22 protein-coding genes and 1 tRNA gene are annotated in these 23,994 nt (G+C 57.3%); 13 read left to right on the forward strand and 10 right to left on the reverse strand.

The genetic code is table 11. The annotated features are described in order from the left end of the window. Positions 1-66 precede the first annotated feature (66 nt). Positions 67-1,044, reverse strand: coding sequence for a cytochrome c oxidase subunit II (gene coxB, locus VHB22_RS15850; protein ID WP_325457955.1), 978 nt, complete (start codon positions 1,042-1,044; stop codon positions 67-69). 392 nt (positions 1,045-1,436) lie between these two features. Here coxB and VHB22_RS15855 point away from each other — a divergent pair, with 392 nt between their 5' ends. Beyond that, positions 1,437-2,042, forward strand: coding sequence for an invasion associated locus B family protein (locus VHB22_RS15855; RefSeq protein WP_325457956.1), 606 nt, complete (start codon positions 1,437-1,439; stop codon positions 2,040-2,042). Positions 2,043-2,141: 99 nt separating this feature from the next. Here VHB22_RS15855 and VHB22_RS15860 read toward each other — a convergent pair whose 3' ends face one another. Next, positions 2,142-2,576, reverse strand: a complete 435-nt coding sequence (locus tag VHB22_RS15860) for a hypothetical protein (RefSeq protein ID WP_325457957.1) — start codon at positions 2,574-2,576, stop codon at positions 2,142-2,144. 448 nt (positions 2,577-3,024) lie between these two features. Between VHB22_RS15860 and bcsS the strand changes: the two genes are divergently transcribed. The 6 genes from bcsS (at position 3,025) to VHB22_RS15890 (ending at position 10,840) form a co-directional block, all read left to right on the forward strand. Next, positions 3,025-3,810, forward strand: coding sequence for a cellulose biosynthesis protein BcsS (gene bcsS / locus VHB22_RS15865; protein WP_325457958.1), 786 nt, complete (start codon positions 3,025-3,027; stop codon positions 3,808-3,810). 92 nt (positions 3,811-3,902) lie between these two features. Further along, entirely contained in the window at positions 3,903-4,208 is a 306-nt protein-coding gene (locus tag VHB22_RS15870; protein ID WP_325457959.1) for a hypothetical protein, read from the forward strand. 439 nt (positions 4,209-4,647) lie between these two features. Continuing rightward, positions 4,648-5,292 (forward strand): TetR/AcrR family transcriptional regulator, encoded by a 645-nt coding sequence (locus VHB22_RS15875; protein WP_325457960.1) that lies wholly within the window; start codon positions 4,648-4,650, stop codon positions 5,290-5,292. After that, positions 5,289-6,503: an efflux RND transporter periplasmic adaptor subunit gene (locus tag VHB22_RS15880; protein ID WP_325457961.1), complete on the forward strand. Its 1,215-nt coding sequence runs from the start codon at positions 5,289-5,291 to the stop codon at positions 6,501-6,503. Before VHB22_RS15875 ends, VHB22_RS15880 begins: the two co-directional genes overlap by 4 nt. Then, entirely contained in the window at positions 6,503-9,625 is a 3,123-nt protein-coding gene (locus VHB22_RS15885) for an efflux RND transporter permease subunit (RefSeq protein WP_325457962.1), read from the forward strand. Before VHB22_RS15880 ends, VHB22_RS15885 begins: the two co-directional genes overlap by 1 nt. A gap of 90 nt (positions 9,626-9,715) precedes the next feature. Beyond that, positions 9,716-10,840: a tellurite resistance TerB family protein gene (locus VHB22_RS15890; RefSeq protein WP_325457963.1), complete on the forward strand. Its 1,125-nt coding sequence runs from the start codon at positions 9,716-9,718 to the stop codon at positions 10,838-10,840. Positions 10,841-10,924: 84 nt separating this feature from the next. On the opposite strand, the gene VHB22_RS15895 is transcribed toward VHB22_RS15890, so the two are convergent. From VHB22_RS15895 to VHB22_RS15905, 3 genes are read right to left on the reverse strand one after another with little or no spacing between them, the layout of a single operon-like run. Beyond that, positions 10,925-12,031: an HlyD family secretion protein gene (locus VHB22_RS15895; protein ID WP_325457964.1), complete on the reverse strand. Its 1,107-nt coding sequence runs from the start codon at positions 12,029-12,031 to the stop codon at positions 10,925-10,927. Continuing rightward, on the reverse strand, positions 12,024-12,776 hold the full coding sequence (locus VHB22_RS15900; protein ID WP_325457965.1) for an ABC transporter ATP-binding protein: 753 nt from the start codon (positions 12,774-12,776) through the stop codon (positions 12,024-12,026). The genes VHB22_RS15895 and VHB22_RS15900 overlap by 8 nt, the downstream gene beginning before the upstream one ends. Beyond that, complete coding sequence (locus VHB22_RS15905) at positions 12,773-13,903, reverse strand: ABC transporter permease (RefSeq protein ID WP_325457966.1); 1,131 nt, start codon at positions 13,901-13,903, stop codon at positions 12,773-12,775. Before VHB22_RS15905 ends, VHB22_RS15900 begins: the two co-directional genes overlap by 4 nt. Before the next feature lie 275 nt (positions 13,904-14,178). Here VHB22_RS15905 and VHB22_RS15910 point away from each other — a divergent pair, with 275 nt between their 5' ends. Further along, positions 14,179-14,886 carry a DUF2147 domain-containing protein gene (locus tag VHB22_RS15910; RefSeq protein WP_325457967.1) on the forward strand — a complete coding sequence of 236 codons (708 nt, stop codon included), beginning with the start codon at positions 14,179-14,181 and terminating at the stop codon, positions 14,884-14,886. On the opposite strand, the gene VHB22_RS15915 is transcribed toward VHB22_RS15910, so the two are convergent. Further along, positions 14,855-15,742 (reverse strand): alpha/beta hydrolase, encoded by an 888-nt coding sequence (locus VHB22_RS15915; RefSeq protein ID WP_325457968.1) that lies wholly within the window; start codon positions 15,740-15,742, stop codon positions 14,855-14,857. The two genes, VHB22_RS15910 and VHB22_RS15915, sit on opposite strands and share 32 nt — an antisense overlap. A gap of 546 nt (positions 15,743-16,288) precedes the next feature. Between VHB22_RS15915 and VHB22_RS15920 the strand changes: the two genes are divergently transcribed. Both VHB22_RS15920 and VHB22_RS15925 read left to right on the forward strand, forming a co-directional pair. Then, entirely contained in the window at positions 16,289-18,097 is a 1,809-nt protein-coding gene (locus VHB22_RS15920; protein WP_325457969.1) for a hypothetical protein, read from the forward strand. 138 nt (positions 18,098-18,235) lie between these two features. Further along, positions 18,236-18,445 carry a hypothetical protein gene (locus tag VHB22_RS15925; RefSeq protein ID WP_325457970.1) on the forward strand — a complete coding sequence of 70 codons (210 nt, stop codon included), beginning with the start codon at positions 18,236-18,238 and terminating at the stop codon, positions 18,443-18,445. A gap of 133 nt (positions 18,446-18,578) precedes the next feature. Here the strand turns inward: VHB22_RS15925 and VHB22_RS15930 are convergent, their stop codons facing one another. Beyond that, complete coding sequence (locus VHB22_RS15930) at positions 18,579-18,773, reverse strand: hypothetical protein (protein WP_325457971.1); 195 nt, start codon at positions 18,771-18,773, stop codon at positions 18,579-18,581. Then, positions 18,766-20,658 carry an aminodeoxychorismate synthase component I gene (pabB, locus tag VHB22_RS15935; RefSeq protein ID WP_325457972.1) on the reverse strand — a complete coding sequence of 631 codons (1,893 nt, stop codon included), beginning with the start codon at positions 20,656-20,658 and terminating at the stop codon, positions 18,766-18,768. Before pabB ends, VHB22_RS15930 begins: the two co-directional genes overlap by 8 nt. 264 nt (positions 20,659-20,922) lie before the next feature. Between pabB and VHB22_RS15940 the strand changes: the two genes are divergently transcribed. Next, a tRNA-Met gene (locus VHB22_RS15940) sits at positions 20,923-20,999 on the forward strand. An 899-nt stretch (positions 21,000-21,898) separates the two neighbouring features. Further along, complete coding sequence (locus VHB22_RS15945) at positions 21,899-22,141, forward strand: hypothetical protein (protein ID WP_325457973.1); 243 nt, start codon at positions 21,899-21,901, stop codon at positions 22,139-22,141. A 117-nt stretch (positions 22,142-22,258) separates the two neighbouring features. On the opposite strand, the gene VHB22_RS15950 is transcribed toward VHB22_RS15945, so the two are convergent. Next, a complete protein-coding gene (locus VHB22_RS15950; RefSeq protein WP_325457974.1) occupies positions 22,259-22,450 on the reverse strand; it encodes a hypothetical protein in 192 nt (63 codons plus the stop codon). Between the two features lie 301 nt (positions 22,451-22,751). Here VHB22_RS15950 and VHB22_RS15955 point away from each other — a divergent pair, with 301 nt between their 5' ends. Next, entirely contained in the window at positions 22,752-22,934 is a 183-nt protein-coding gene (locus VHB22_RS15955) for a hypothetical protein (RefSeq protein WP_325457975.1), read from the forward strand. Between the two features lie 114 nt (positions 22,935-23,048). Here VHB22_RS15955 and VHB22_RS15960 read toward each other — a convergent pair whose 3' ends face one another. Continuing rightward, complete coding sequence (locus VHB22_RS15960; RefSeq protein ID WP_325457976.1) at positions 23,049-23,660, reverse strand: c-type cytochrome; 612 nt, start codon at positions 23,658-23,660, stop codon at positions 23,049-23,051. Positions 23,661-23,994 lie beyond the last annotated feature (334 nt).

Here is a 23,994-nt window from a genome sequence, read left to right on the forward strand (position 1 = left end):
GTTTCTTCGAATGTTTAGCCAAACACCGGCGAAGCAGGTTCCACCTGCTGCCGCCAGAAGTCCTGTTTACTGAGCCGCCGCGACCGACTGATTAGCGTGCGCAGCCGCGTCGTCGTCGAGAATCTTCTGCGCCTTCTTTCTGTCTTTCGCCTTCAGCGCCGCCATCCAGGAATCATAGACGGGTTGATCAACGACGCGAACGACGATCGGCATCGCCGAGTGCAACTTGCCGCAAAGAACCGAGCACTGCCCGCGGTAAGTTCCGATCTTTGTGGCTTTGAACCAGACGGCGGAGGTACGGCCGGGCACGGCCTGCATCTTCACGCCGAAGGAAGGAATCGTCCAAGAGTGAATGACATCATTCGACGTCACGAGCACAGTGACGACTTTGTTGACAGGGACAGCGATCTCCTGATCGACGGTCAACCGGCGCAGCTTATGATCTTCCTTCCAAACCGGAAGCGAGTCGTCATAGAGCGCCTTAGTCAACTGCGTGCCCGTTAGCGCGCCATACTTTTTGTCGAAGGCATCGTCGCCCATTTTGGCGCGCAAGATGTCCTCGTCGTTGACCATATTGGACGTGACCGTCACCTTATCGTCCATGTACTCGTGATCCCAGAACCAGGCGTTACCAGTCACCTTGATGGTCACGTCGGGCTTGGGAAAAGCGTATTGGTTGAAAAGCAAATGAAATGAAGGAATGGCAATACCGACAAGGATGAGGATCGGAACGATCGTCCACGCAACCTCAAGCATGGTGTTGTGCGTGGTGCGCGACGGAACGGGATTGCTCTTCTCGTTGAAGCGAAACATCACCCACAACAACAGCACGAGAACAAACAGCACGATGACGATGAGGATGGTATTGACCACGTTAAAGAGGCTCGTGATCTGGTCCATGATAGGGGAGGCCGAAAGCTGAAGGCCCAACTCACCATCGGTCGGTTGCCCAAGACCGGCGAATGCGGGAGTTAAACCGCCAAATGCCACCGCCAAGCAAACGATCGCCAGAATGGCGACCGCGCCAAACATCTCTTTAGACATTCCTTCGCTCCCGATTCGTCGGGCCGGCACCTCGCCGATCCGACAGTCTCCCATTATCCCGATAGCGCTTCCGCGCACCGTCCCCGTTTATTATTGCCCGGTTTCTTCAACCGGGATTTGCCTTCAGTGAAGCGCCCAACCGCTCGTCACACGTGCTAAGGCAGGATGATTAAGAGCACAAGCGCTTCGCAATACTCAAGTCAAGTTTGTGCGTCATTTATTCGCGAAACGGTGCAGAACTATTTGCGAATCATAGTGCCGTGCGGGAGGAAGTGTTCATCGCGACGAACAGAATTCGGCCGAATTCCTGGACGACGTAGCGCATCCTAATAAGCCCGGCTCCGTATAATCCTGTGCCGGGGTGTGCTGCCCGTGAAAGCAAGGACAGTCTCTTGCCAGCTCATAATTCCCGTTCCGGTGGTCGAGTTCCGGGTTCACGCGGAACGCCAGGGCAGTGCTCCAGAGCCAGCTCTCCGCTTTTCCTCATCGCCCTTGCCGTATCCTTCGCAACTGCACAAACCCTACTTTCGACACTTCTTCCCGAACCCGCGTTCGCGGTTGAGGCTCCTGAGGGAAATGTCAAATCCCAGCACGGCGATTGGCAGGTTGTCTGTAAGGACCCTCCACCTGGCTCGAAAAATCCCGTCTGCGCCCTTGTCCAAAGCGTGACTGCCGAGGACAAGAACAATATCGGTCTGACGGTTTACTTTCAGAAGTTCTCGAATGGCACGCGGGTGCTTCGCGTGTTTGCGCCGTTAGGCGTGCTGCTCCCTCCGGGCCTTGGACTAAAGATCGATGGCAAGGACGTGGGACACGCTCCCTTCCTCCGCTGCCACAGCTTCGCCTGCTATGCGCAAGTGGTTGTCGACGACCATCTCGTCGATCAACTCAAGTCCGGCAAGACGGCAATCTTCATCATCTTCCAGACTGAGGAAGCGGGTATCGGTATCCCCATTTCATTGAAGGGATTTGCCGAGGCGATGGCCGAGTTGAAATAGCAACGTGCAGCCTTGAACCAAACGGCGGCACGTTATCGGCGTTTCGCGATCGAGGAACCGAAGCGCACCCGGTTTCTCCAAAGACGATCTCTCAAGCCATCAAGCGACTTTGCGCTCAAGCGGCTTCTCGTCGGCCGGCCGCACACGCCGTTCGCGATCTAGAAGAATAAGCGCGTCCCTGGGGCGGGAAGCAGGCAACGGCAATGCGATCGGAACCGATTGTGTTGCGCAACTGGCTGCAGCAGCGACACGCGGAGCAGCGTCAACGCAGTTTCCGAGCATCGTTTGCCAAAGGCGCGCATTCGCTCCGGCGACATCGATTGGCGAGCCGAAGCGCATCAACTCGTGGGTCCAATGGACCATGGCCTGGGCCTGCCGCGCCTGCAGGCCCGCGACTTCGAGTTGGCTGCTGCCAATGGCCCTAAGCAACGGTTGCCAGAATAGCGATGCCGTATCGATCGTTTCGAACAGCGTTTGAAAAAATGAATAGTAAGGCGAAATATTTCTCGGAGTTTTCTCCGTGAGATCCGACATAAGTTGCGTCCTCCCAGACCCAATACGCTGTGCAGCCGTTGATTGGCCTGCATCTTTCTCTTGCGAGATTTAGGCGCGTTCGCCGCTAGTCTTCCAGTTACCATGATGGCCCGGCGGGCGCATCTCACAGCTGCGTGCGCGCGAACGCCAAGCACGCTGGCGACATAGCGTTATTTAGGGTGGCTTGCTGACAATGCCATGATCATCCACGCTGACGTTGGCCGCGCCGCAAAAAAATATTTCGACCCGGGAAATCTGCCCGGCTTCGCGCTCTCAAATCATGCCGACATCTTTTATTCAGCTTGACCGTCCGTGTACGTCATCTGACTTATGGTCGTTTTGTTGAATATGGGCGTTTCGTCGTTCCTGAGTTTCTTCGATGTGGCCGCGTTCGGGGACTGGAAAACGGTGGCTTCGTACAGCAGTTGGCGGTATCGCGCCCGCCGCGATGCTACAGTTGTTTCTGGCGAACGGGGCTTTCGCACAAGTCACCGATCCATCTTCAGATGCATCCCCCTATGGATGGCGGGAGACATGGGCGGGGGTCGATACTGCTCGCGATCAATGGCTTCTTTATTCTGGCCTGACCGTCGCGCCGGCAAGCAGCGATATTTATAGCGACGGTTGGCGGTTGCGTGTCGGGGGCGGCTATGGGCAATACAGCTACGACGGCCGACCCCCGCGCGCTCCCTGCGGAGATGCGACGAAGAACGATGCCTGTACCGACAAAGGGCGCGGAAGCCAGCAATATACGCTCGATCACTCCTACGCAGAAATCCTGATCGGATATTACCTGCGGCTTGGCGAACTAACCGCCAAAGCCTTCGCTGGCGCATCGCTGACGCATCAGGAACATTTGACAAAAGATCCCGCTAATCACAGCGATGGCACGGATTACGGGTTCAAAGGTGCTTTAGAACTTTGGCTCAATATCACCGAGCAATCATGGTCTTCGCTCGATCTCAGTTATGCGACAGCACGACATGAGTCTTCCGCACGATGGCGCACCGGCTGGCGGGCCGAGCCGCATCTCTCCATCGGCCCCGAACTTCGCTACGACAAAAATGTCGAGACCAGAAACGGGGACTGGGATGGCCGGGCAGGGCTTTTTGTGCGCTACGATTGGACCGGAGGCGAGGTCTCCGTCGCGGGCGGCGTTTCGACCCGAGTGGACGACTGGGGCGCAACGGACACGTCGCCTTACGGGACGGTCAACGTGCTCTTTCAATTTTAGGGCGCGGACGGCATCGTGGAAGGATCATCACTTTCGGTTCACTGGACGGTGACCGGCCCACAGTTCAGACATTGAGAAAAGGGTCTCGCAATATGGCCAAAGCAATCGCGGGCATGGCACTTGGCGCAGCCGCATTCACTAGCTGTTGTCTTGCATCTTTGCCGGTTCGTGCCGGCACATGCGCCGAGACCCCCATCATGGCGCGCGGCGAAGAAGCGCGCTACGTCTGGCTGGCGAAGATCAAGGCCCGCGCTCTTTGGCGGCGCAAGGTACGCTCCATTTCGCAGCTCGGTCCCGATTACGCGAACTGGGCTCGTGCACAAAATACGGAGGAGCGTTGCCTTAGCGGCGGTGCCGGCACCGTGTGCATCTTCACAGGCACGCCGTGTCGTCCGTAATCGTATGCGCCCTCATTTTTTGACTGCTTGAAACTCATCGCCAAGCAACCAGATAAACCGGGTTGCAAACCAGTCGAGCCTCTCCATTCGACATGACGACTTCTCAGTCGTGATCTCCGGCCCGTATTCCGCGGAAGGCTCGGGGCGCTTGCAATTCTATTTCGGGATTCGTCCGGTTTGCCGGGCGAGGGAGAGAGGAGCGGTGGGCAGCGGGACCTACTGCTCCTCTCTTACCGTTCGCTTCCTGCAACACTCGCGCGGCCCGGATTCTATTTCTATCTCAGTTCTTTAATCTACTTTTCGGACGCGATACCGCCCGCTTTCAACATCTCCGGCGTTTTACAAAACGAACAACTATTCGCCTTGACGCTACCGTATTTGTCGGACAAACAGAACGTTCATTCTTTTTTTAAAACTGTTTGGCCGAAATTTTTCAGCAATGCCCAAACTCAAACCGGACACGCAGCGCGCGCGCCGCGAGAACATCCTAGATGCCGCGCTCACTTGTTTCGCTCGCGGCGGTTTTCACGCGACGACGATGCAGGCCATCTGCCGGGAAGCGGGCATCAGCCCTGGTGCGCTCTACGTCTATTTCGATAGCAAGGAAGCGCTGATCGCCGGACTGTGCGAACGCGACCGAGCCGAATTCGCGGAGAAGTTTGCCAAGCTCGCGAGCGCGCCTGACTTTCTCGAAGCTCTGGCTGCGATCGGCGAGCATTACCTCATTGACGAGTCTCCGGAGAAGCAGCGGTTCGTCATTGAAATGGGCATCGAGGCAACGCGCAATCCCCGCATCGCGGAAATATTCATGAGCGTCGACAAATATTGCTCCGATAGTTTCGAGGCGCTCTTTCAGCGACTGAAGGACGAGGGCCGGATCGCGCCGCGCGTGGACATTCCGACGCTCGCCAAAGTGTTCAACGTTCTCGGCGACGGCATGTTCTGGCGGCGCGCGATCGAACCCGATGCGAATATGCGCTCGGTCCTTCCCGTCGTCATCGAAATGGTGGGGTCCTTGCTTAATCCTACGGACGCTTCTGCGATGGACGACGCCAAGGCATCTCTGGTCGAGGTGCGCCGATGACGTTTGGGAAACTCATAGCTACGCTCGCATTTTTAGGCGCTTCGGCAGCCGTCGGATATATCTACGTTCAGAAGAAACACACCGCGGCCATCCAGACAGAGCGGTTGGAGGCGGCGAAGCCATTGGCGGCTCCGGCCATTACCGTTTCAACCGCCAAGACGAACGATTTCATCGAAACCGCAGTCGTGTCAGGTTCGCTTATCCCACGTGAGGAGATACTCGTCTCTCCGGAGATCGAGGGCCTGCGTGTGCTTGAACTTCTCGCGGACGAGGGCGATCACGTAAAGAAAGGGCAAGTGCTCGCGCGTCTTGTCTCTGAACAGATTGACGCTCAGATTGCACAGAACCGGGCAAACCTCGCACGTTCCGACGCCGCGATCGCACAAGCCGAAAGCCAGATCGCTCAGGCCGAAGCTCAAGCGAAAGAGGCCGCAGCCCAACTTCAACGCGCCGAACCGCTGAAGAAGTCAGGCTATCTTTCCGGCGCGACCTACGACCAACGCGAAAGCGCCGCGCGAACGACGGCCGCGCAACTCGTTGCCGCACGCGACGGGCTCATTGCCGCAAAAGCAGAGAAGGCACAGGTCGAAGCGCAAGGCCGCGAGCTCGAATGGCGGCGAAGCAATACGGACGTGACCGCACCGCAAGATGGCGTCATCAGCCGGCGAACCGCGCGTATGGGTGCGCTTGCCTCCTCTGTCGGCGAGCCGATGTTTCGCATCATTCAAAGAGGCGAAATCGAGCTTGATGCCGAGATCGTCGAGACGGAGTTGAAGAACGTCAAGGTCGGACAAAAAGCGATCGTCACCGTTCCGCAGGTCGGCAATTTCGAAGGTCGCGTGCGCCTCGTTTCACCGGAAGTGGACAAGACCACACGACTTGGCCGGGTCAAGATTTTCCTCGGCTCGAACCCGCAACTCCGGATCGGAACTTATGCGCGTGGTCTGATCGAAACGGCACACAGCCGTGGCCTCGGCATTCCTTCGTCGGCGGTTACGTTCGATCAGGGCGTGGCATCTGTGCAGGTCGTAAAAAACAACACGATCAAAAAACACCTGGTGACTGTCGGATTGATCAGCGGCGATCTCGTCGAAGTGAAGAAGGGACTACACGAAGGCGACATGGTTGTTACGCGTGCCGGGACATTCCTGCGCGACGGGGATGTCGTTCGTCCGATTGCGCCTGCTGCCAAGCTGAGCGAGGCGCGCTGATGCGAATCAACGTCTCGGCGTGGTCGATCCGGCGCCCGGTTCCAGCGATCGTTCTCTTTGCGGTGTTGATGCTGCTTGGAACTTTGAGTTTCAAGCAGCTACCGGTGACGCGCTTTCCGAACATCGACATTCCGTTGATCTCGATTGTCATTACGCAGTCGGGTGCAGCTCCGGCGGAGCTTGAAACGCAAGTCACAAAGGTTGTCGAGGATTCGGTCGCCAATATCACCGGTGTAAAGCACATCACTTCGACCCTGACGGACGGTACATCGACAACGGTCATCGAATTCCGGCTGGAGACCGATACGGACCGGGCTTTGAATGACGTTAAAGATGTCATAGCAAAAGTTCGCGGCGATCTTCCGCGTACCATCGACGAACCCGTGATCGAACGCATCGAGGTCGAAGGTCAGGCCATTCTGACGTTCGCAGCAACGTCGCCCGGAATGACGCTCGAACAATTATCCTGGCACGTCGACGACGTTATCAAGCGCCGCTTGCAAGCGACCAAGGGAGTCGGTCGCGTCGAGCGCTATGGCGGCGTCGATCGGGAAATCCGTGTCAACCTCGATCCCGATAAGCTGCTGGCGTACGGTATCAGCGCGGCAGATGTGAACAAACAGGTTGCAGCGACCAACGTCGATCTCGGCTCGGGACGCGGTGAAGTCGGTGGTCAGGAGCAAGCGATCCGCACCCTTGCGGGAGCCCGGCGTGTCGCTGCGCTCGCGGACGCCAAGATTATTCTCGCCGGAGGCCGAGAGGTACGCCTCAAAGATCTGGGTACTGTCGTCGACGGCGCAAGCGAGCAGCGCTCGTTTGGACGCCTCAACGGACAGCCTGTTGTTTCGTTCTCGATCTTCCGCACGAAAGGCACAAGCGAGCTTTCGGTATCGGATGCGGTCAATAAAACCCTCAAGAAGCTGCAGGCCGACTATCCAGATGTCAAATTGACGAAAATCGACGATGCAGTGTCCTACACGCGAGGCAACTACGTCGCGGCGATGGAAGCTCTGATTGAGGGCGCTGTTCTCGCCGTTCTCGTCGTGCTTCTCTTCTTACGCAATCTACGCGCCACTCTTATTTCGGCTGTTGCGTTACCGCTCGCGGCAATTCCGACGTTCTGGGCTATCAGCGCGATGGGGTTTTCGCTTAACCTCGTGAGCCTGCTCGGCATCACGCTTGCAACCGGGATCCTCGTCGACGACGCCATCGTCGAGATCGAGAACATCGTCCGTCATATGCACATGGGCAAGTCGCCCTATCGCGCGGCACTCGAAGCGGCGGATGAAATTGGGCTTGCTGTCATTGCAATTACGCTGACGATCGTTGCGATCTTTGCGCCTGTGTCCTTTATGGGTGGCATTGCCGGCCAATACTTTCGCCAGTTCGGAATGACAGTCGCGGTTGCCGTGCTGTTCTCGCTGCTCGTGGCGCGACTGATAACGCCCATGATGGCTGCCTATCTGATGCGGCCCATCGAAGAAAAGCCGCACGTCGATGGCGCGCTGATGCGGTTCTACACCCGTTTCCTCGCGACAACGCTACGCTGGCGCTACTTGACGCTTGTCACCGGCGTCGCGCTGTTCTCGGCGTCCGTTTATGCAACGACGCTTCTGCCAACCGGCTTTCTGCCGGACGAAGACACGTCGCGCGTCGTCGTTGCGGTGGAGTTGCCGCCCGGCACGCAGCTTGTTGAGACGCGCGCGAAGACAGACGAAATGGTGAAATTGCTGCGGACCATTCCCGAAGTTTCGCAAGTGTTCGTTCTGGGAGGGACCAGTCCGACCGGCCAACTCGATGTTCGACGCGCTTCGCTCTTTGTGAAGCTCGTGCCGAAGACCGAAAGGAAGCTCACGGAAAAGCAACTAAAGACGATTATCGCGTCGAAGCTTGCAGATGTGCCCGACAGCCGCGCCTGGTACATCAACGAACGCGGCGAACGCGAATTGTCGTTCTCGATGTTGTCACGCAATGGCGACGATCTCAACCGCGCCATCGGCAAGGTTGAGGGCGCCTTGCGAACGGTCCCTGGCTTCCGCAACGTTGCGGCGACCGGATCGACCGACAGGCCGGAGATTCAGATTGTTCCACGTCTCGATGCAGCGGCCCGCCTCGGAGTGGCACCCGAAAAAATTTCAGAAACCATTCGTGTCGCAACCATCGGCGATGCGGACTTCAATCTTGCCAAATATACCGTCGGCGACAGACAGGTCCCGATCCGCGTGCAACTTGACGAAGATACGCGCACCGATCTTAAGCGGATAGAACAACTGCGCGTCACCAACGATCAAGGCAAAGCCATCCCTCTGACCGCGGTCGCCTCTGTAGAATTCGGGCGCGGACCCGCAGCAATCGAGCGCTTCGACCGTTTGCGTCGTGCCGTCGTCGGCGTCGATTTGGATCGTGGCGTGCCGTTGAGTGTCGCTCGTGAGCGGTTTCTAAAGGTCATCAACGATCAAAATCTTCCGGCGTCGGTCACGTTGCAGCCGTCCGGCGACGCGGAAGTTCAGGACGAGGTTGCCAACGGCTTCATTACGGCGATGGGTACCGGCATTCTGATCGTGCTCGGGCTGTTGATTTTGCTGTTCGGCAGCGTGTTCCAGCCGATTACAATTCTCTTATCTCTACCGCTCTCGTTCGGCGGCGTGGCGCTGAGCCTGCTGGTCACGGATAATTCGATCAGCATGCCCGTTTACATCGGGTTGTTGATGTTGATGGGCATCGTGACCAAGAACGCAATCATGCTCGTCGATTTCGCCATTGAGGAGATTGCGCATGGCGTTGAGCGGCGGGAAGCCATCATCGACGCCGGAAGAAAGCGCGCACGGCCCATCATCATGACGACGCTCGCGATGGCGGCGGGTATGCTTCCCAGCGCCTTCGCGCTAGGGGACGGCGGAGAATTCCGCGCTCCGATGGCCATCGCGGTCATCGGCGGTCTATTGGTATCAACTATGCTATCCCTGATCTTCGTGCCGTCTTTCTTTACTGTGATGGACGACTTCGGATGGTTGATGCAGCGCATTTTCGGTCGCTTTGCTGGTCCAAGAGATGAGCCGGAGGCCGCGCATCCCGAAATTCTTCCTCCAGATCGGCGTCCATTGCCGCTGGCGGCGGAATAAATCGGAAAGCATATTCCATCGGGCAATTGTACGAAGCTTCGCCGATGACTACTTTCCCCCGTAGCGATCGCAACGGAAGGACCCCCCGCCATGTTCGACGCCAAATCCATCCTCGAAAATATCGTTCGCGGTGCCGCTCAGCCGTCCCAATCTACCTCCGGCGGCGGCGGCCTTGGCGATCTCATAAACGAGATCGGCAAAAGCCTATCGCAACAACAAAGTACATCCGCAGGGAGTACGCAAAGCGCGAGTCCGAACGGAGCCGGGAAAAGTATTGGAGATATCCTCGGTGACCTGGCCCGTCAGTTCGGACAGCCTTCGGCCACGGGCAGTACGTCATCGTCTGGTGGACCGCTTCCTGGTCCTGACTCGCCGGCCGCAGGCAGCGGTCCGGATCTCGGTGATGTGCTTGCTCAAATTAAAGACAAGCTCAACCAGGCCGGCGGCGCAGTCACCGATGGCGGCAGCATCACCGATGTCCTTGGCAAGATCTTTACGCAAGCGACACAGGGAGTCGGCGAAGGTGCATCGAAAGTCGGCGAAGCGACGGGAGCTTCCGAAGCCATGCGGCGAGCCGCATCCGACCCGAAGACCGCAGAAGTCCTCGAACAGCTCAAAGGTATTTTGCAAAACAATCCGTTCGCCGCGGGTACAGCAGCGGGTGGGCTGGGCGGCCTGGTTCTCGGCACGCGAACCGGCAGATCGCTCGCGTCTACGGCGGTTCGGCTCGGCGCACTCGCGATGATCGGCGGACTCGCCTACAAGGCGCTGCAGAACTATCAAGCTGGCAAGCCTTTGATCACCGGCGCGACGTCAGCCACCGCGCCACCTGCAGGCTCTGGCTTCGAACCGAGTGCAGTCACGAACGAGGCGGCACAACATTACATCGCAGCGATGATCGCCGCCGCCGCGGCCGACGGGCGGATCGATTCCGACGAACACGAGAAACTCGTCTCAAGTCTATCGCAGGCAGGGATCGGCAGCGAAGCCGAGGCGTTTCTTGCGAAAGAGTTGAACAATCCGCGCTCGGTCCAGGAATTGGCCGCGTCCGTCAAGTCACCTCAGGAGGCGGTGCAGCTTTACACGGCGGCACGGATGGCGGTCGCCGACAATTCGCCCGCAGAAAAGCAATTTCTCTCGGAACTTTCTACTGCTCTAGGGCTCGATCCAAAGCTCGCGGCACATGTCGATGCCACGATGCAAGCCGCAGCTTGATACCTGTACGTCACTCTGCACATGAAAATGGGCGCCCACCTCGCGGTAGGCGCCCATTTTTAAAGTAAGAACCTTCACCCTCGCCTAGTTCGTCTTCGTACTAGCGGACGCCGCCGACGCCTGACTGTTGCTATCGAGCTTGAAGAAAGTATCGACGCGCATGCCCGTGAAGAGAGGCGGATGACCATCGAGTGCAACCATCACCTCGACGACTTCGACGTCATTTGGCCGTCGCGGACCGCGCGTCGCGATGCGCGGTGCAGCGAGCGATTGCGAGATGGATGTAACCGTTCCTTCGAAGGTTTTGTCCGGGAAGGCATCGGCCTTCACGACCACCCGCTGGCCGACGTGAACTTTCGCGGCATCCCGTTCCTCAACCTCGGCGCGGAGCCTGAGGCTCGACAGATCGCCGAAATCGATCAGTGCGCTGTCCGGTGACGGCACAGCAGTTTCGCCAACTTTAGCCAATACATTAAGGACGGTCCCATCGGACGGAGCTCTGACGCGTGTTCGCTCAAGAGCCAGTTCAGCGGATGTCAGATCTGCGCGTGCCTGAGCGAGCGAAGACTCGAGCCGCTGCGGCAACGGCATGCCTGGCTTTGCATCGACTTCGACAAGCTTTGCTTTTGCGTCGGCAAGCGCGTCCTTTTTAGACGCCAGATCCTTGCGAGCGGCCTCGACTGCATCCGAGCTACCATTGCCTAGCTTCTCCGCACGATAAGCGTTGTCGAATGCTTCCTGTGCCGCGAAGACGTCGCGATGCGCCTTTGCTACCGCATCCTCGGCATTCCGGCGATCGAGCGCCAGACCCGTCGCCTGCTCTTCGGCGCGCTCGCGTTCGCGGACGCCGGCTTCGGCTGCGGCCGCGGCAATCTTTGTGTAATAGTCGGCATCGTCGAGACGCAGCAGCAAATCGCCTGCTTTCACCTGGTCATTGGTTTTTGCAAGGATCTCGACGATTTTCCCTGCGACTTCGCTGGCAATTCTGACTTCACCATTCTTCGGCTCTACCCGCCCCGTGGCAGAGGCGGCCCATTGCGCCACCGGCGCAGGTGTGTCCGCACGCGCCGTGCCTGTCAGGTCGCTCAATGAGCCGCTATTGCCGATCATCTGGATGCCGAATCCCAGCGAGATCGCAATCGCAGCCGCGATCAGAATCGTCGAGACGGCGGGATCAATTTTTTTAAGCATGCAACTTTCGCCTCTTGGTCAAATCGGTAATTTCGGGAGCGTTGATGCCTTCGGGCCGGCGCTCCTCGCCAACGATCTTGCCATCCTCGATGCGAACGACGCGATCGGCATAACCCAAGGTTCTGGGATCGTGCGTGACGGCGAGCACGCTACGGTTCTGTTCCTTGGCAATTCTCGAAAGCAGCGACATTACCGCGTGACCGTTCTCGCTATCGAGAGCGGCCGTCGGTTCGTCGGCCAGAACGATCGACGGCGAACTGGCAATAGCTCGCGCCACCGCGACGCGCTGCTGTTCACCGCCCGACAGATTGCCGGGATAGCTTGTGAGACGGTGACCGAGGCCAACTTCGCGCAAAACCTCTTCCGAACGGCTTGTCGCCGCAAAGCCTTTCACGCCCCTAACGTCCAGCGCGATCCGGACGTTTTCAAGAGCATTCAGGGTAGGGAAGAGATTGTAGGACTGAAAAATAAAGCCGATGTGGTCGCGCCGGACCTTGGCGAGACTTTCCGCGGACAAACCGTCGATCTTCTCATCGGCGATGAACAGGCTGCCCGAGGTTGGCTTCATGATGCAGCCAAGGATCGACAGCAGTGTTGTCTTGCCGGAGCCGGATGGCCCCATTAGCAGCGTCAACTCTCCCGGTACCAGGTCCAACGATGCGCCTTTGACGGCAACGACCAAACCTGCCCCGGAGCCAAGCTCCTTGACGATGTTGTCGGCGTGCAAAACGGGGGAATTGGTCATCGCGCGAACACCGTGGCCGGATCAATTTTCGTTACTTTTACGATGGCTGAAAGTGCCGAAATCGCGCACATGAAGAGCGTCAACGCGAAGAGCCAGAACGCCAAACCTGGAGTCATGACCAGAGGCAGCGACGAATTCTTGCTGGCATACAGTATGATCATCGCGATTGTCATGCCGAGAATATAACCCATGACTGCACTGAGGCCGGCTTGAGCCAAAATCACTTTGTGGATGTAGGCTTTAGACGATCCCAGCGCACGCAATGTCGCGAATTCGTGAATGTGGTCTTTGGTGCTCGAATAGAGCGTCTGTGCGACAATAACCGTCCCGACGAGGCTGCCTAGAATGGCGCCGCCTATCAGAGCGAGGCCCGCTCCGGTTCGGAACAGCCACTGCGTCAGGCTTCTATTTTCGAATTGCTGTTTGGTCAAAACGTCGGCGGAATCGAGCCGCTTCGCGAGGTCTTTCTGCACCTTTGCGACGTTGGCGCCGGGCGCCAATTTCACGAGAAGGAAAGTGGACTTGTCATCGCCGACGCCGAGCAACTGGCGCGCCCGATTTAGTGTTGTGTACGCATAGGGCGATTGCGTGAACGAACGGATACCTTCGGTGAGCGCTCTGATTTTCACGCGTCCCTCCGCAACTTGGGCCGTATCGCCAATTCCCTTCACCCCAAGCTCATTTAGATAAGTGCGGTCGACCGCGATCGCGTCAGGGGCTTTAATGTCGTCGAGTGTACCCTGGGTCAGCGACCACGGAACGAGACCATGATCATCGGCGTCGGCGCCAATGAGGACAACGCGTGACGAGCCACCCGACGGTTTCCTCCATTCAGCAAAAGCGACGACGAGCGGGACGACCGCTTCTACTCCCGGCGTGGCCAGAGCCTGATGGCGTTCGCGATCCGACAATAAAATTCCGCCGTCCTCGAAACTTTTAGCGCCATACGTAGTGATGAACAGGTCGGCGTTCGAACGTGCGATATTCGCCGTAATCATTTCGCTTGAACCGAGGTAAAGGCCAAGTTGGACGGCTACGAGAACAATCGAAAACAGAATACCGATCAACGTTACGGCGAGGCGCACGCGATCATGCAGCAAATTGCGAAGCGCAAGAGTAAAAACCATCGGCGTGCCAAATCTCGCGTTTTAATTAAGCCCTACGTCTCGGCACGGCCAACATTCCGCGAATGCAATCGCCGCACGTGACGTGAAAATCCCGTATACCGCCAATATGGTGTTACTACCATTGAGGTGCCTTCGAGACTGGGAGCGCAAAGTGACGCCGATAATCCAATCTGGGAGGCTGCGCGCTCAGCGATATGTGCTTAGGAAAGTCTTAGCAGCCGTTTAACAATTTGACTTCAATGTTTTGCCGTTTTCGAGGCATAGGAGTTGGAAACTTGGCCTTAGCTCTGCGGTTAATTGTCATGCGTTACACCAATCCTTCCAGTTTTTCAGGTGCATCGCTGCGCGTAGTTACCGTTCTAGCTGGCCTTATTGCCTGCGGCGTGGCCGCCGAGGCCGATCCGCGCGAAGCTGGGATCTGGTACGATGACACCGGCAAGGGCGCTGTTAAGATTGAAATCTGCACCCCCACAACTCTTTGCGGCAAGATCTATTGGCTCAAAGAGCCGCTGACGCCTCGTGGCGAACCTAAAACCGACCGTTACAATCCGGAACCCAGCATGCGCAATCGTCCCATATGCGGCTTGCCCGTTCTTGGGAATCTCGAGCAGCTTAGGGAAGGCGGCTTCGACAACGGCTGGGTGTACGATCCCAAAGAGGGAAAATCGTACAGCGTCGCCCTTGATCTTATCGGCCCGGATAAGCTGAAGGTCACGGGTTACAAGGGTATGAGATTTCTGGGCAAGTCGTTCATCTGGACGCGCGCGCCCGACGATCTGCCGCCGTGCGTGCCAAACGCTGCAGCCGCACCGGCGGCCGGCGCAGCTAACGAGAAGATCGTGAACGTGCCTGCGCCGAGGCCTGCCAAACGGCCGAGCCACATGAGCAAAAATAAGAAGACGAAATCAGCCAAGGCAACGCGAGATGCAGCCAAAAAGGCTGCGCACAACTCTACTCCGCAGCACCCAATTGCTTCGAATTAGCCGTGGTCTGCTTCCGACCCGCCTTTGCGGCTTCCGCTGCCAGCACGCGATCGACGAATTCGACCGTCCGATCGACAACGTAACCTCGCTGACGGTCAAGCGTCACGAGGTGGTAGCTGTCGTCAAGAACAGAAACTTCGACGATACCCCCCAGCTTACGCTGCAGAGCCATCGTGTTCTTGATGTCGCTCTGATCGTCGTGGCGGGGGTGGAAGATCAAAGTATGAAGTTTCACGAGCGACAACATCGGCCGCACGTTTCTCACCAATGAGAAGAATTCATAAACGGTGCCGCCGCCACGTACAGTTATGTCGGCCGGCATATTGTCGGCACCGCGCATTGCATCGAGGGCGAAATTGCGGACGCGTTCGTCCTTGATGCCGTAAGGTGCTGGTGTGCGGAACTTGAAGAGCCGCGCGGTCCACTTATCCGTGACACAATGGAACAGTTTGATAATCTTCGGGATCGCCCAGCCATTCACAGCCAGCGTGGGCGCATAAAGCATCAAACCCGAGGCTTGATCCTGGCGATACGCGGCAAGACGCAGTGCTAAAATCGAACCCGCAGATGCGCCGCCGATAATAACGGTGTCGCAAATGCTGCGTAGATCATCGAATGCCTTCGAAACGGCCTGATACCAATCATGCCAAGTCGAGAGCCCGGAAACGTCGGTTCCAAAGGTGAGGCCAGGCACGACGGGGCAATAAACCGTCATTCCCTTGCGCGAAAGCGCATGGGCCACCGACTTCATCTCTAGCGGAGACCCCCCGAGAGAATGAACCAACAACACACCCGAAGTACCACCGGGAATGAAGAGGCTGCCGCGAGTGGGCTGAAATTTCTCTTTAGTTTTCATTACCTACTTGCACTTGCTGTGATATCAGCCGAACGCTCTTTACGACGCGGCCACATAAGATGCCAACGCAACTTTGTCGCGCCGCCGTATATTCTAGAGGTAGTCTTGATTTCCCGAAGTTGAGATTTGGTTTGTGAAGCTATTACGAAGCTCCTGAAAAGGCCATACCTTTCAGGATCGGGTCAATGAGGATTGGTAAAGAAGGACCTGATGCCGCACCGCAGTTTGGTGACCCCAACGAAAATCCTGGACCTCTTCCTGCTGCAATGCGGCATAAAAAGGGTGAGCCCGTGCGACCGATTGAGACTGTGTTTTCAATGAAACCTCCCGCCCAATGGCTTGAATGAAATCGGCGCCTTTCGTTTGCTGTGCGCATTAAACGGGCGGACCGGCTTCGCGTTCCTATAGGGACCTGCAACAAAAAAAACCGCGATGGAGTTGGGCGACCGGCGGTTCAGTCACTGTTCGCGCGCAATCTATGATTTATAGTTGAGGCGATGCTTTCCGAAGCCCACACCATGGCTTAGCTGCTGGGATTTGCTTGAAGTGAACGTCTCGTTACGCGCCACTATCTCGCTCCTGCTCTCTGTTGCCATTATGTCGAGCCAGCTTCCCCGGTTTGCCAGTGCGGAGGACATCAGCCGCGCCGACTACGAGGCTTGCCAGGCTCGTGACGATGAGGGATTGCGGGCGGCCGTCGTTAGTATTGTGACGGCAGCCATTGCCAAGGGCACCAAGACGATCGACTACAAGGCGCTCGTCGATGAGCAGTGGCGGGAAAGAAATCTCGACCAGGTTATCGACAACCGTGTCGATATTGCCATCAATGAAATCACGAATGAGACTAGTTGGTCGGAGCGTCTTCAATCGCTCGCCAGCAATGAAAAGGCGCAGGAGCTTGCGGCTGCCGTCGCCGAACGTGTTTACCGCTCTGACGCGGTGAAGTCGGCAATCGAGGATCTCGCTTCGGGCGTTGCCAAGGAAGTTGGCAAGAGCATTGAGCTTGCAAGCTCGGATGCCACGGGCTCGCTTCTCCGCTGTCTCAAGGCGTTCGTCGGACCTCGATATGGAGGCACTGTCGCATCTGCCCTGGCGGGTGATGCGGGCAAGGGTGTAATCATCGATCCCGGAAAAGGATCGAGCAGCGTTTCAGCCGGCTCGGTTCTGGAGCAATCGACAGGCGGCCTGGCCGGAGCAACCATCCTCATCGTTCGACGGCAGCTTGCAAATCTTGCGGAGCGTGTTGGTCAGCGGATCGTTGGCAGCGTTCTGTCCCGACTGGTATCGGTTGTGGCGGGCGGCGTCGGGCTCGTCCTGATTGCGAAAGATCTTTGGGACTTTCGCAACGGTGTGTTGCCGATCATCGCGACCGAAATGAAGGCCCCCGCCACGAAGGACAAGGTGCGGGACGAGCTTGCCAAAACTCTTCAGTCCCAGATGAATGATCACGTCAAGGAAATCGCCACCGCGGCGGCCGATCAAGTCGTCAACGTCTGGCAGACGTTCCGGCGCGCCCATGCCCTCGTGCTCAAGGTCGCGGATCAGAACAGCGCCTTCAAGTCGTTTCTTGATGGCGTGGCCCCCAGCGCCCTGCCGCGCCTCGACGAGGTCGTGTCAATCATTTTCGCATCCGAAGGCGAGCCTGCAATTCTGCGCCGCCTCCAGGACGGCACGCTGAACCAAGCCGTAAATGTCATGCCGCCCAAAGGACTCGAGATTGCCCGCGACACCAACTCGATTTCAGCCGGCCTCGCATGGACGGCGCTCGCGGGAGACCATCTCGATCAAGTGGTCGACTACGAGTTGCATCGGCGGATGTCGCCCAAAGATCTGACGTCAGCCGCCCTCGATCGGATTCTTGCGCTCAACAATCGTGCGGCAATCGTCAAAGTCGCCAATCTGCCGGCTTCGGCGCGTGACGCGCTATTCAGCCTCGATGCGGACGATCTCAACGTTTTGCTCCGATCGCTGTCCGAGGACGAACTCAAATCGCTCGCGGACTATCTCGATGGTCTGAGGCCCGGACCGCGGGCAAAGATATTGAAGGCGATCGCCGAGAGCCCGGCCAGAATGCAACTTTTGGCGTCGTCGAGCGTCCGGGAGCGGATCATTGCGAGCCGTGATCAAACGGCCGCAGCCGAGATGATGCTCAGGCCTTCGGGTGGCTTCTCGCCTCGGTCGGTCATCGACGACGCAAGGCTTGCCTGGGACGGCCGCATCGAACCGCTGCTCCTCTGGGACAAGCATCCGCAAGCTACTATACTTTCAGGTTTTTTGGCCCTGCTTATTGTTGGCTGGCTTTCCCGCCTTTTCCGCCGGCGGAGGACGCCACAAGCTCCGGCTGCCGGCGCCTAATGTGCTGTAGCAAACGCGTCCCTCCCCCCGGATGTCCACATCCAATCCGCCGCCGCTTTGTGCCGGGTCGCCCAAGCTCCTGCTATAACGATTCGCCGGTCAATGATGGACCCATAGCGAAGGGGGAAGATCATGCGCATGCGGTTCAGAAGCGAAGAGGGAGTGCGTGATATGGGATTGAAGGCGCCGGGGATCATCACGTTCATGCTCTCCGTCATTCTGACGGTCATTGTTTTGACCTCTAAATTTTTCGGCGCGGATATCCCCGGCCTGACAGGCAACGAGTCCTGGGCAATGCTCGTCTCGTACATGATCCTCATGCTCGGGTGCATGGTGCGCGGAATGTAGAGGGAGGCGAGCTGGCGTACTCTGCCTCGGCGCCTTATCGGGCTTCGGCCTTGCCTAATATTAGCTTACTATTGTGCACTCCTGTCGCGCGGCAACGCGCCGAATGGAGTGCCGTTGGGGGGCTCATTATCGGTCAAAGCATGTCGAATGAAACGCCAGAAACCCTAGCGCGGCGGGTGCGTCTTTCCTCGATCGCCATCATGACGGCGATCGCGTTGACCGTTGCAGCTTTGATAGCGACGATGATTACGTCTCGCGACGCCGCCCCGACGGCGGTGAAGACGTTTGGTCCAGTCACGAAGATCCCGGTCGGCGTCGATTCAGGCATTGTTCCGGTGATCGACCGGTAAATGCGGCACGAGTGGCTCAGCGCGAACCAGGCCGCGAACTGAATTTCCGAGATAAATCTTTTCCCGCCCGTTTAAATCTTCAATGCTCAGACGGGCCTCTATTGCTCGTCCGTCGTCGATAAGCGCCGCGCGCAGAGTGCCAGGAAGAACGCCTGCCGCCAGCCGCGGGGTCAAGAGCTTGCCATCGCGCTCAAGAAAGATCGTCGTTCGGCTCCCTTCCGCCACCTCTCCATTCTCATTGAGATAGATGACTTCATCGGCTCCGAGGGTGTCCGCGTAGTGCTTCCATTCTCGATCATAAAGATCGCGGCGTGTCGTCTTGTGGTAGAGAAACAGATCGGCGCTCTTGAGACGCGTGTCGGAAACAACGTAACGCATCACGGCACTGGCTGCGGAGGCTGGCTGGGGTGTCGTCGTAACCGATATGCCGCCGTCCTCATCGAGCAGCAGGCGGATGCGCAACCGCTCGCTAGAGTTCTTGGCGATGGCCCCTTCGATCGCATCGTGTACTTTTTTTGCGTCGAAAGCGAAGCCGAAATAGGCAGCCGACGCCGCCAAGCGTGCAAGGTGATATCCCCGCAGCCAGATCCCTTTCGCAGGCTCGTAAAGCATCGTTTCGATCAGCTCAAAGCGCCGGACCGGATCGGTCAAGAACTTCATCTTGAGCAGGCACTCGGCGTATTCCTTTTCGCCATCGGAATCGGCGACAATGCCGGATCCGATGCCCATTTCACCCGCACCTTTACGATCGATGATTGTGGTGCGAATCGCGACATTGAACAAAGCCGTTCCATCCGGAGAAAAACGGCCTATAGCGCCGCAATAAACGCCGCGCGGTTCGGTTTCCAGTTGCCGTATAAGCTCCATTGCCCGAATCTTCGGCGCTCCCGTGATAGAGCCGGGAGGAAAAATTGCCTTCAGAATATCGACAATGCCGATCCCGGGCTTGAGCTCGGCCCGCACACCTGAAGTCATCTGGTGCAGCGTCTTGAACGTCTCAACCGTAAAAAGATCGGTGACGCTCACTGAGCCGAGATCGGCGATGCGACCGAGATCGTTGCGCATCAAATCAACGATCATCAGATTTTCGGCGCGATTTTTTACGTCCTTGGAGAGAACATCGCGAACCGAGGTATCCGCCTCAAGCGTTCCGGCTCGGGGTGCGGTCCCTTTCATCGGACGCGTTTCGATGATGCGGCCATCCTGCTTGATAAAAAGCTCAGGCGACGCCGACAAAATCGTCACATCGCCGGTATCGACCAAGCCCGCGTATGCGACGCGCTGCTTCAACCGTAGATCGCGATAAAGCGCCAGAGGCGATCCTTGCAGATTGAATTTCGCCTTGAACGTGAGGTTAAGCTGATAGATGTCACCGCTGCGGATGTTGTTCTGAACTTCCGCGAAACGTTTGAGATAGGAAACGCTATCCCAGCTGTGCGCGAGTTCGCCAAGCGTGGGGTTGCCTATTGCTTCTTCGTAAAGCCAGTCCTGAACCTCGGCTCCCGTTAGCTCGCGTGGACCGGCATAGAGGCCGAACCAAAGAAGCGGAACCTTACGGTTCTCGGGAATCAATGTCGAAAGTCTTGGCTCCAGCAGGTAGCCGAGTTCGTAGGAAAAAAAGCCTGCGGCATGGAGGCCCCGGGCAAGCGCTGAATCGAGCGCCGACAAGGCGGTTTCGACTTCGCTCGGATCATCTGCGCGGATGATCTCCACCGGATGCTCGAACAGTTCCGAGACCGCATCGAGGCTGGTGCTGTTATCCAGCAGGACGAAGCCTTCAGCGAGCGCGGGGGATTTTTGCGGAGCTTCCTTGCCAGAGACACACATCGGATGCAAAGCAGCTCCAAAAGGTCGAGATTTCATGCGCTGCTTCTAGCGTGGCTGGCGCCTCATTGCCACCCAACGCTGAGCGACCGCCCTTTGCTTTTAGGGTTGCCCACCGCGCGTCCGGCGAAAAAACGATGCGCCAACGGTGCGTCCCCAGAGCTTCGGTCCATCCTGCAGAAAATCGGTCACATGGGGTTCCCAGCTTGAAATTTTATGCTATAGGCGCGGTCTGGGCCGCTCGGAGACGAGCGGCCTTACTCATCGGGATGGCGCGCGCTCGAAAGTGCACGCGCTTGGTGACGCGGGGTGGAGCAGCCCGGTAGCTCGTCAGGCTCATAACCTGAAGGTCGTTGGTTCAAATCCAGCCCCCGCAACCAAATTTGCAGACGCGTTCTGTCTCGGGACACCGGAACCCTTTCCTGCAACCATCGTTGTCGTGTCCACATTTTGGGCCTTGTGTGCTGAGGCGATGAGGCCGGCGGTCTCTCACGGTCACCCTCCTTATTTGCTTGCCTTGAGAGAGTGACCGGCACGCCAAGTGCTTTCCAGGATGGTGTCGTTCGCAGGGACCGGTGACGCTCTTGAAGGGGCCTCGCGGGAGCGATTCTTCTGCACATTGCAACGACCGGCATAAGTTGGCTCGCGAGTGTCGCCTCAACCGTTGGGAAGATTGCAGACGCGAATTTCAATTGCCGGAGTTCGCTATCTGCGCCGGGGCCGGATGCGCGGAAAAATCGGATCTCGGCGCTCCCCATTCCGAATTGAGTTTATGACCTTTTCCGAAGCTGTTGAAACAAGTTGAAAGCGCCAACAGACGGCGAGGGTACGGTTTAACGGCGAGATTTCGGCTGCCGTGGTAAAAAAACGCCTTTTAGTCATTCAAAATCGGCGCTGCCTTCTATTTGCGCAGATAGTACTAAGGGCGGAGATTGATAAATACTGGCATTAACGACTGGACGAATGTGAGGTGATACAAGATAGGTCCGCTCATCCCCTCAGAGCGGCTGCGCAGATAATGCATTCCCCGTGCTTTCTGCGTCCAAGGCGTCGGCTTCCCCCAGCTGGCGCCTTTCCCTTTTTCGCGCTTCTTCTTAGCTTCCATTCCTAGAAGCCAGCCGAAGCCATACCTGCATCGCCGCTCGGCGCGAGCTCGCACATGTAACGAAGTTTACGAAAAGGTATGCTCAGCCGACGGAAAATATTCATCCAAGCGACAGCTTTGCTTCCCTATGGATCGCTCACCGCGTCGAGTGACGCTTATAAATGGGAGCCTACTATGAATGTCCGATTGACCGTTGCACTAGCTGCTGCTGCGATGATGCTTGGTGGTGGGATTGCCAGCGCGCATGATAAGGATGCGAAGCATCAAATTCATGCGCATCATGTGGCACATCACAAGCACGTTGCTTCGAAGGTTTCGAAGAAACACGTTGCTTCCAAGAGCACACACAAGCATACGGCTTCCAAGAAGAGCCATAAGCACGTCGCCTCGAAGAAAACCGCAAAAAAATCCGGCTGAATTTGAGCGAGTGGTGCGGGACGTCGTTTCCGCACCATCCTCTCCTGGCATTGAGAATGGCGAAATAATTGCCCTGCCCCTGCAGGTGGGCCTCACCCGTCCGGCATCGTCGCGCGTCTAAGCCGCGGTCTTTAAAACAGCTTCTCTCAGCTTTCGCGGATCCCTCTCGCCGTGGTCGGCAAGTTCGAAGACTTTTTCGATTATGTCGTCGACAGCCATGGGCGCCGAACGCCGGCCAGCTTCCGAAATGATTTCATCGAGCACGCGGCGCAGCTCCTTAAGTTCGTCGGAGCTATATGGACAAAGCATCTCTAAGTCCCCCGGACTGATCGCAATTGCTCCCGCTGGCGGTGAAAACGCAACTGAGTCTGGTTGGTTCCTCAGGTCGAGACTACCGTCCCAATAATAAAGCCCCGGCCATTTTAGAATGGTCCGGGGCCCTAACGGGAAGGGTCTGTAGCGTTACAAACGTTACAGCGAGTCGCCGATTGCCGCCAGAATACTCCCCTCTAGCATTTCAGCAGCGAATTGCGCCGCAGGAACCTTTTCCGGTGCGTGCACATTGAGTTCGCAGGTTTCGAAAGCAGAGGAGATAAACAGGAGTAGATGCGTGCGCGATCAATATCTTGCTACCGATTTTATTGAAGCGATTGGTCAGCGTCTCAAGACGACGCTTGATGAAGATATGGGTTGGGAGCCATCAGCGCTCGTCATCGAGTGCCTGGAACGTCTTCGCCAATCGGAAAACCGACAGCTTACCGTGGTCAGCTCTCACAGGAGCATCGAAAAATAGAAAATCCGGAATAACGCAAGGATGCTGATATGTGAAAGGCCACAGCCTTCAAGGTTGCGGCCTTCTGTGTATCGAAACTTACGGGAGGCGATACTCGCTTACCGCACAATTAGACTAGCGTGTCGCTCCCGGCTGCAGGCTCGCTAAATAAGCCGCGAGTGGCTTGAGCGCCTCTTCATGCACGGACTTCAACAGAGCGGTCATGCCGATGTAGGTCTTTCGCTCTCCGGTCCGGAAATCGGTCATTGTTTTCAAGAGATATTCGTCTTGTTGACCGGCAATTCTCGGCCTCACCGTATCGCCCTCATAATTGGCTTGGTGGCAGCCTCTGCAATTGACCGTATTCAAAATTTCGCGCGCAGCTTTTTGATCGTCTGCACTCGGTGCTTGCTGCTTCAGGTCCGGCCATTGCTTCTTTGAGAAGTGCGTAGCCAGCGCTTCCATGTCTTCCTTGCTCAGGCCTTCGGCGACAGAAGACATAAGGTCGTTCTTACGATGGCCCACCTTGAAGTTGTATAGCTGGTTCAGGATGTAGTCGCGCTTTTGTCCCCATATGACTGGCGTCGTCTTGTCGATCGGCACCCCTTTCTCACCGTGGCACCCGGCGCAAACCTGAGCAAGGTCATCAACGTTGTCGGCGAACGTGGCAGTACTTGGAAGGGCTACGATGAAGCTGCCCACCACCATTACACTTGTCAGAAATTTGCATGCTGCGCCTTTTATCATCTAGTGACTCCGCCAAGATAAATTCTTCAGGATAAGGATCGGGTGGGTACGCGTACTCGAGGGGATGGTCACCTCGAAGCGAGGTTGCGCATAAGTAAGACGTTTAGCAAACGCGGGTCAAACGTGGGATTTCATGAAGTCGCCAAAAACTTCCCGCGGCCCTGAAGAAAATTTGGCGCAATCAACCGGAGCGTTTGGCAGTCTTGCCATTGCGTCCTGCGAGAGTGCTGCGACGCAGCATGGCGCACCGGATACTCGCCCGCGCTTCGACAAAGCGAGCACGGCCCATTTAGCCGTGCTCGCCGACTTGCATACGCCCACGGCGGGGTGCAGG

It is taken from the genome of Hyphomicrobium sp., assembly GCF_035548195.1.
Lineage (GTDB): Bacteria > Pseudomonadota > Alphaproteobacteria > Rhizobiales > Hyphomicrobiaceae > Hyphomicrobium_B.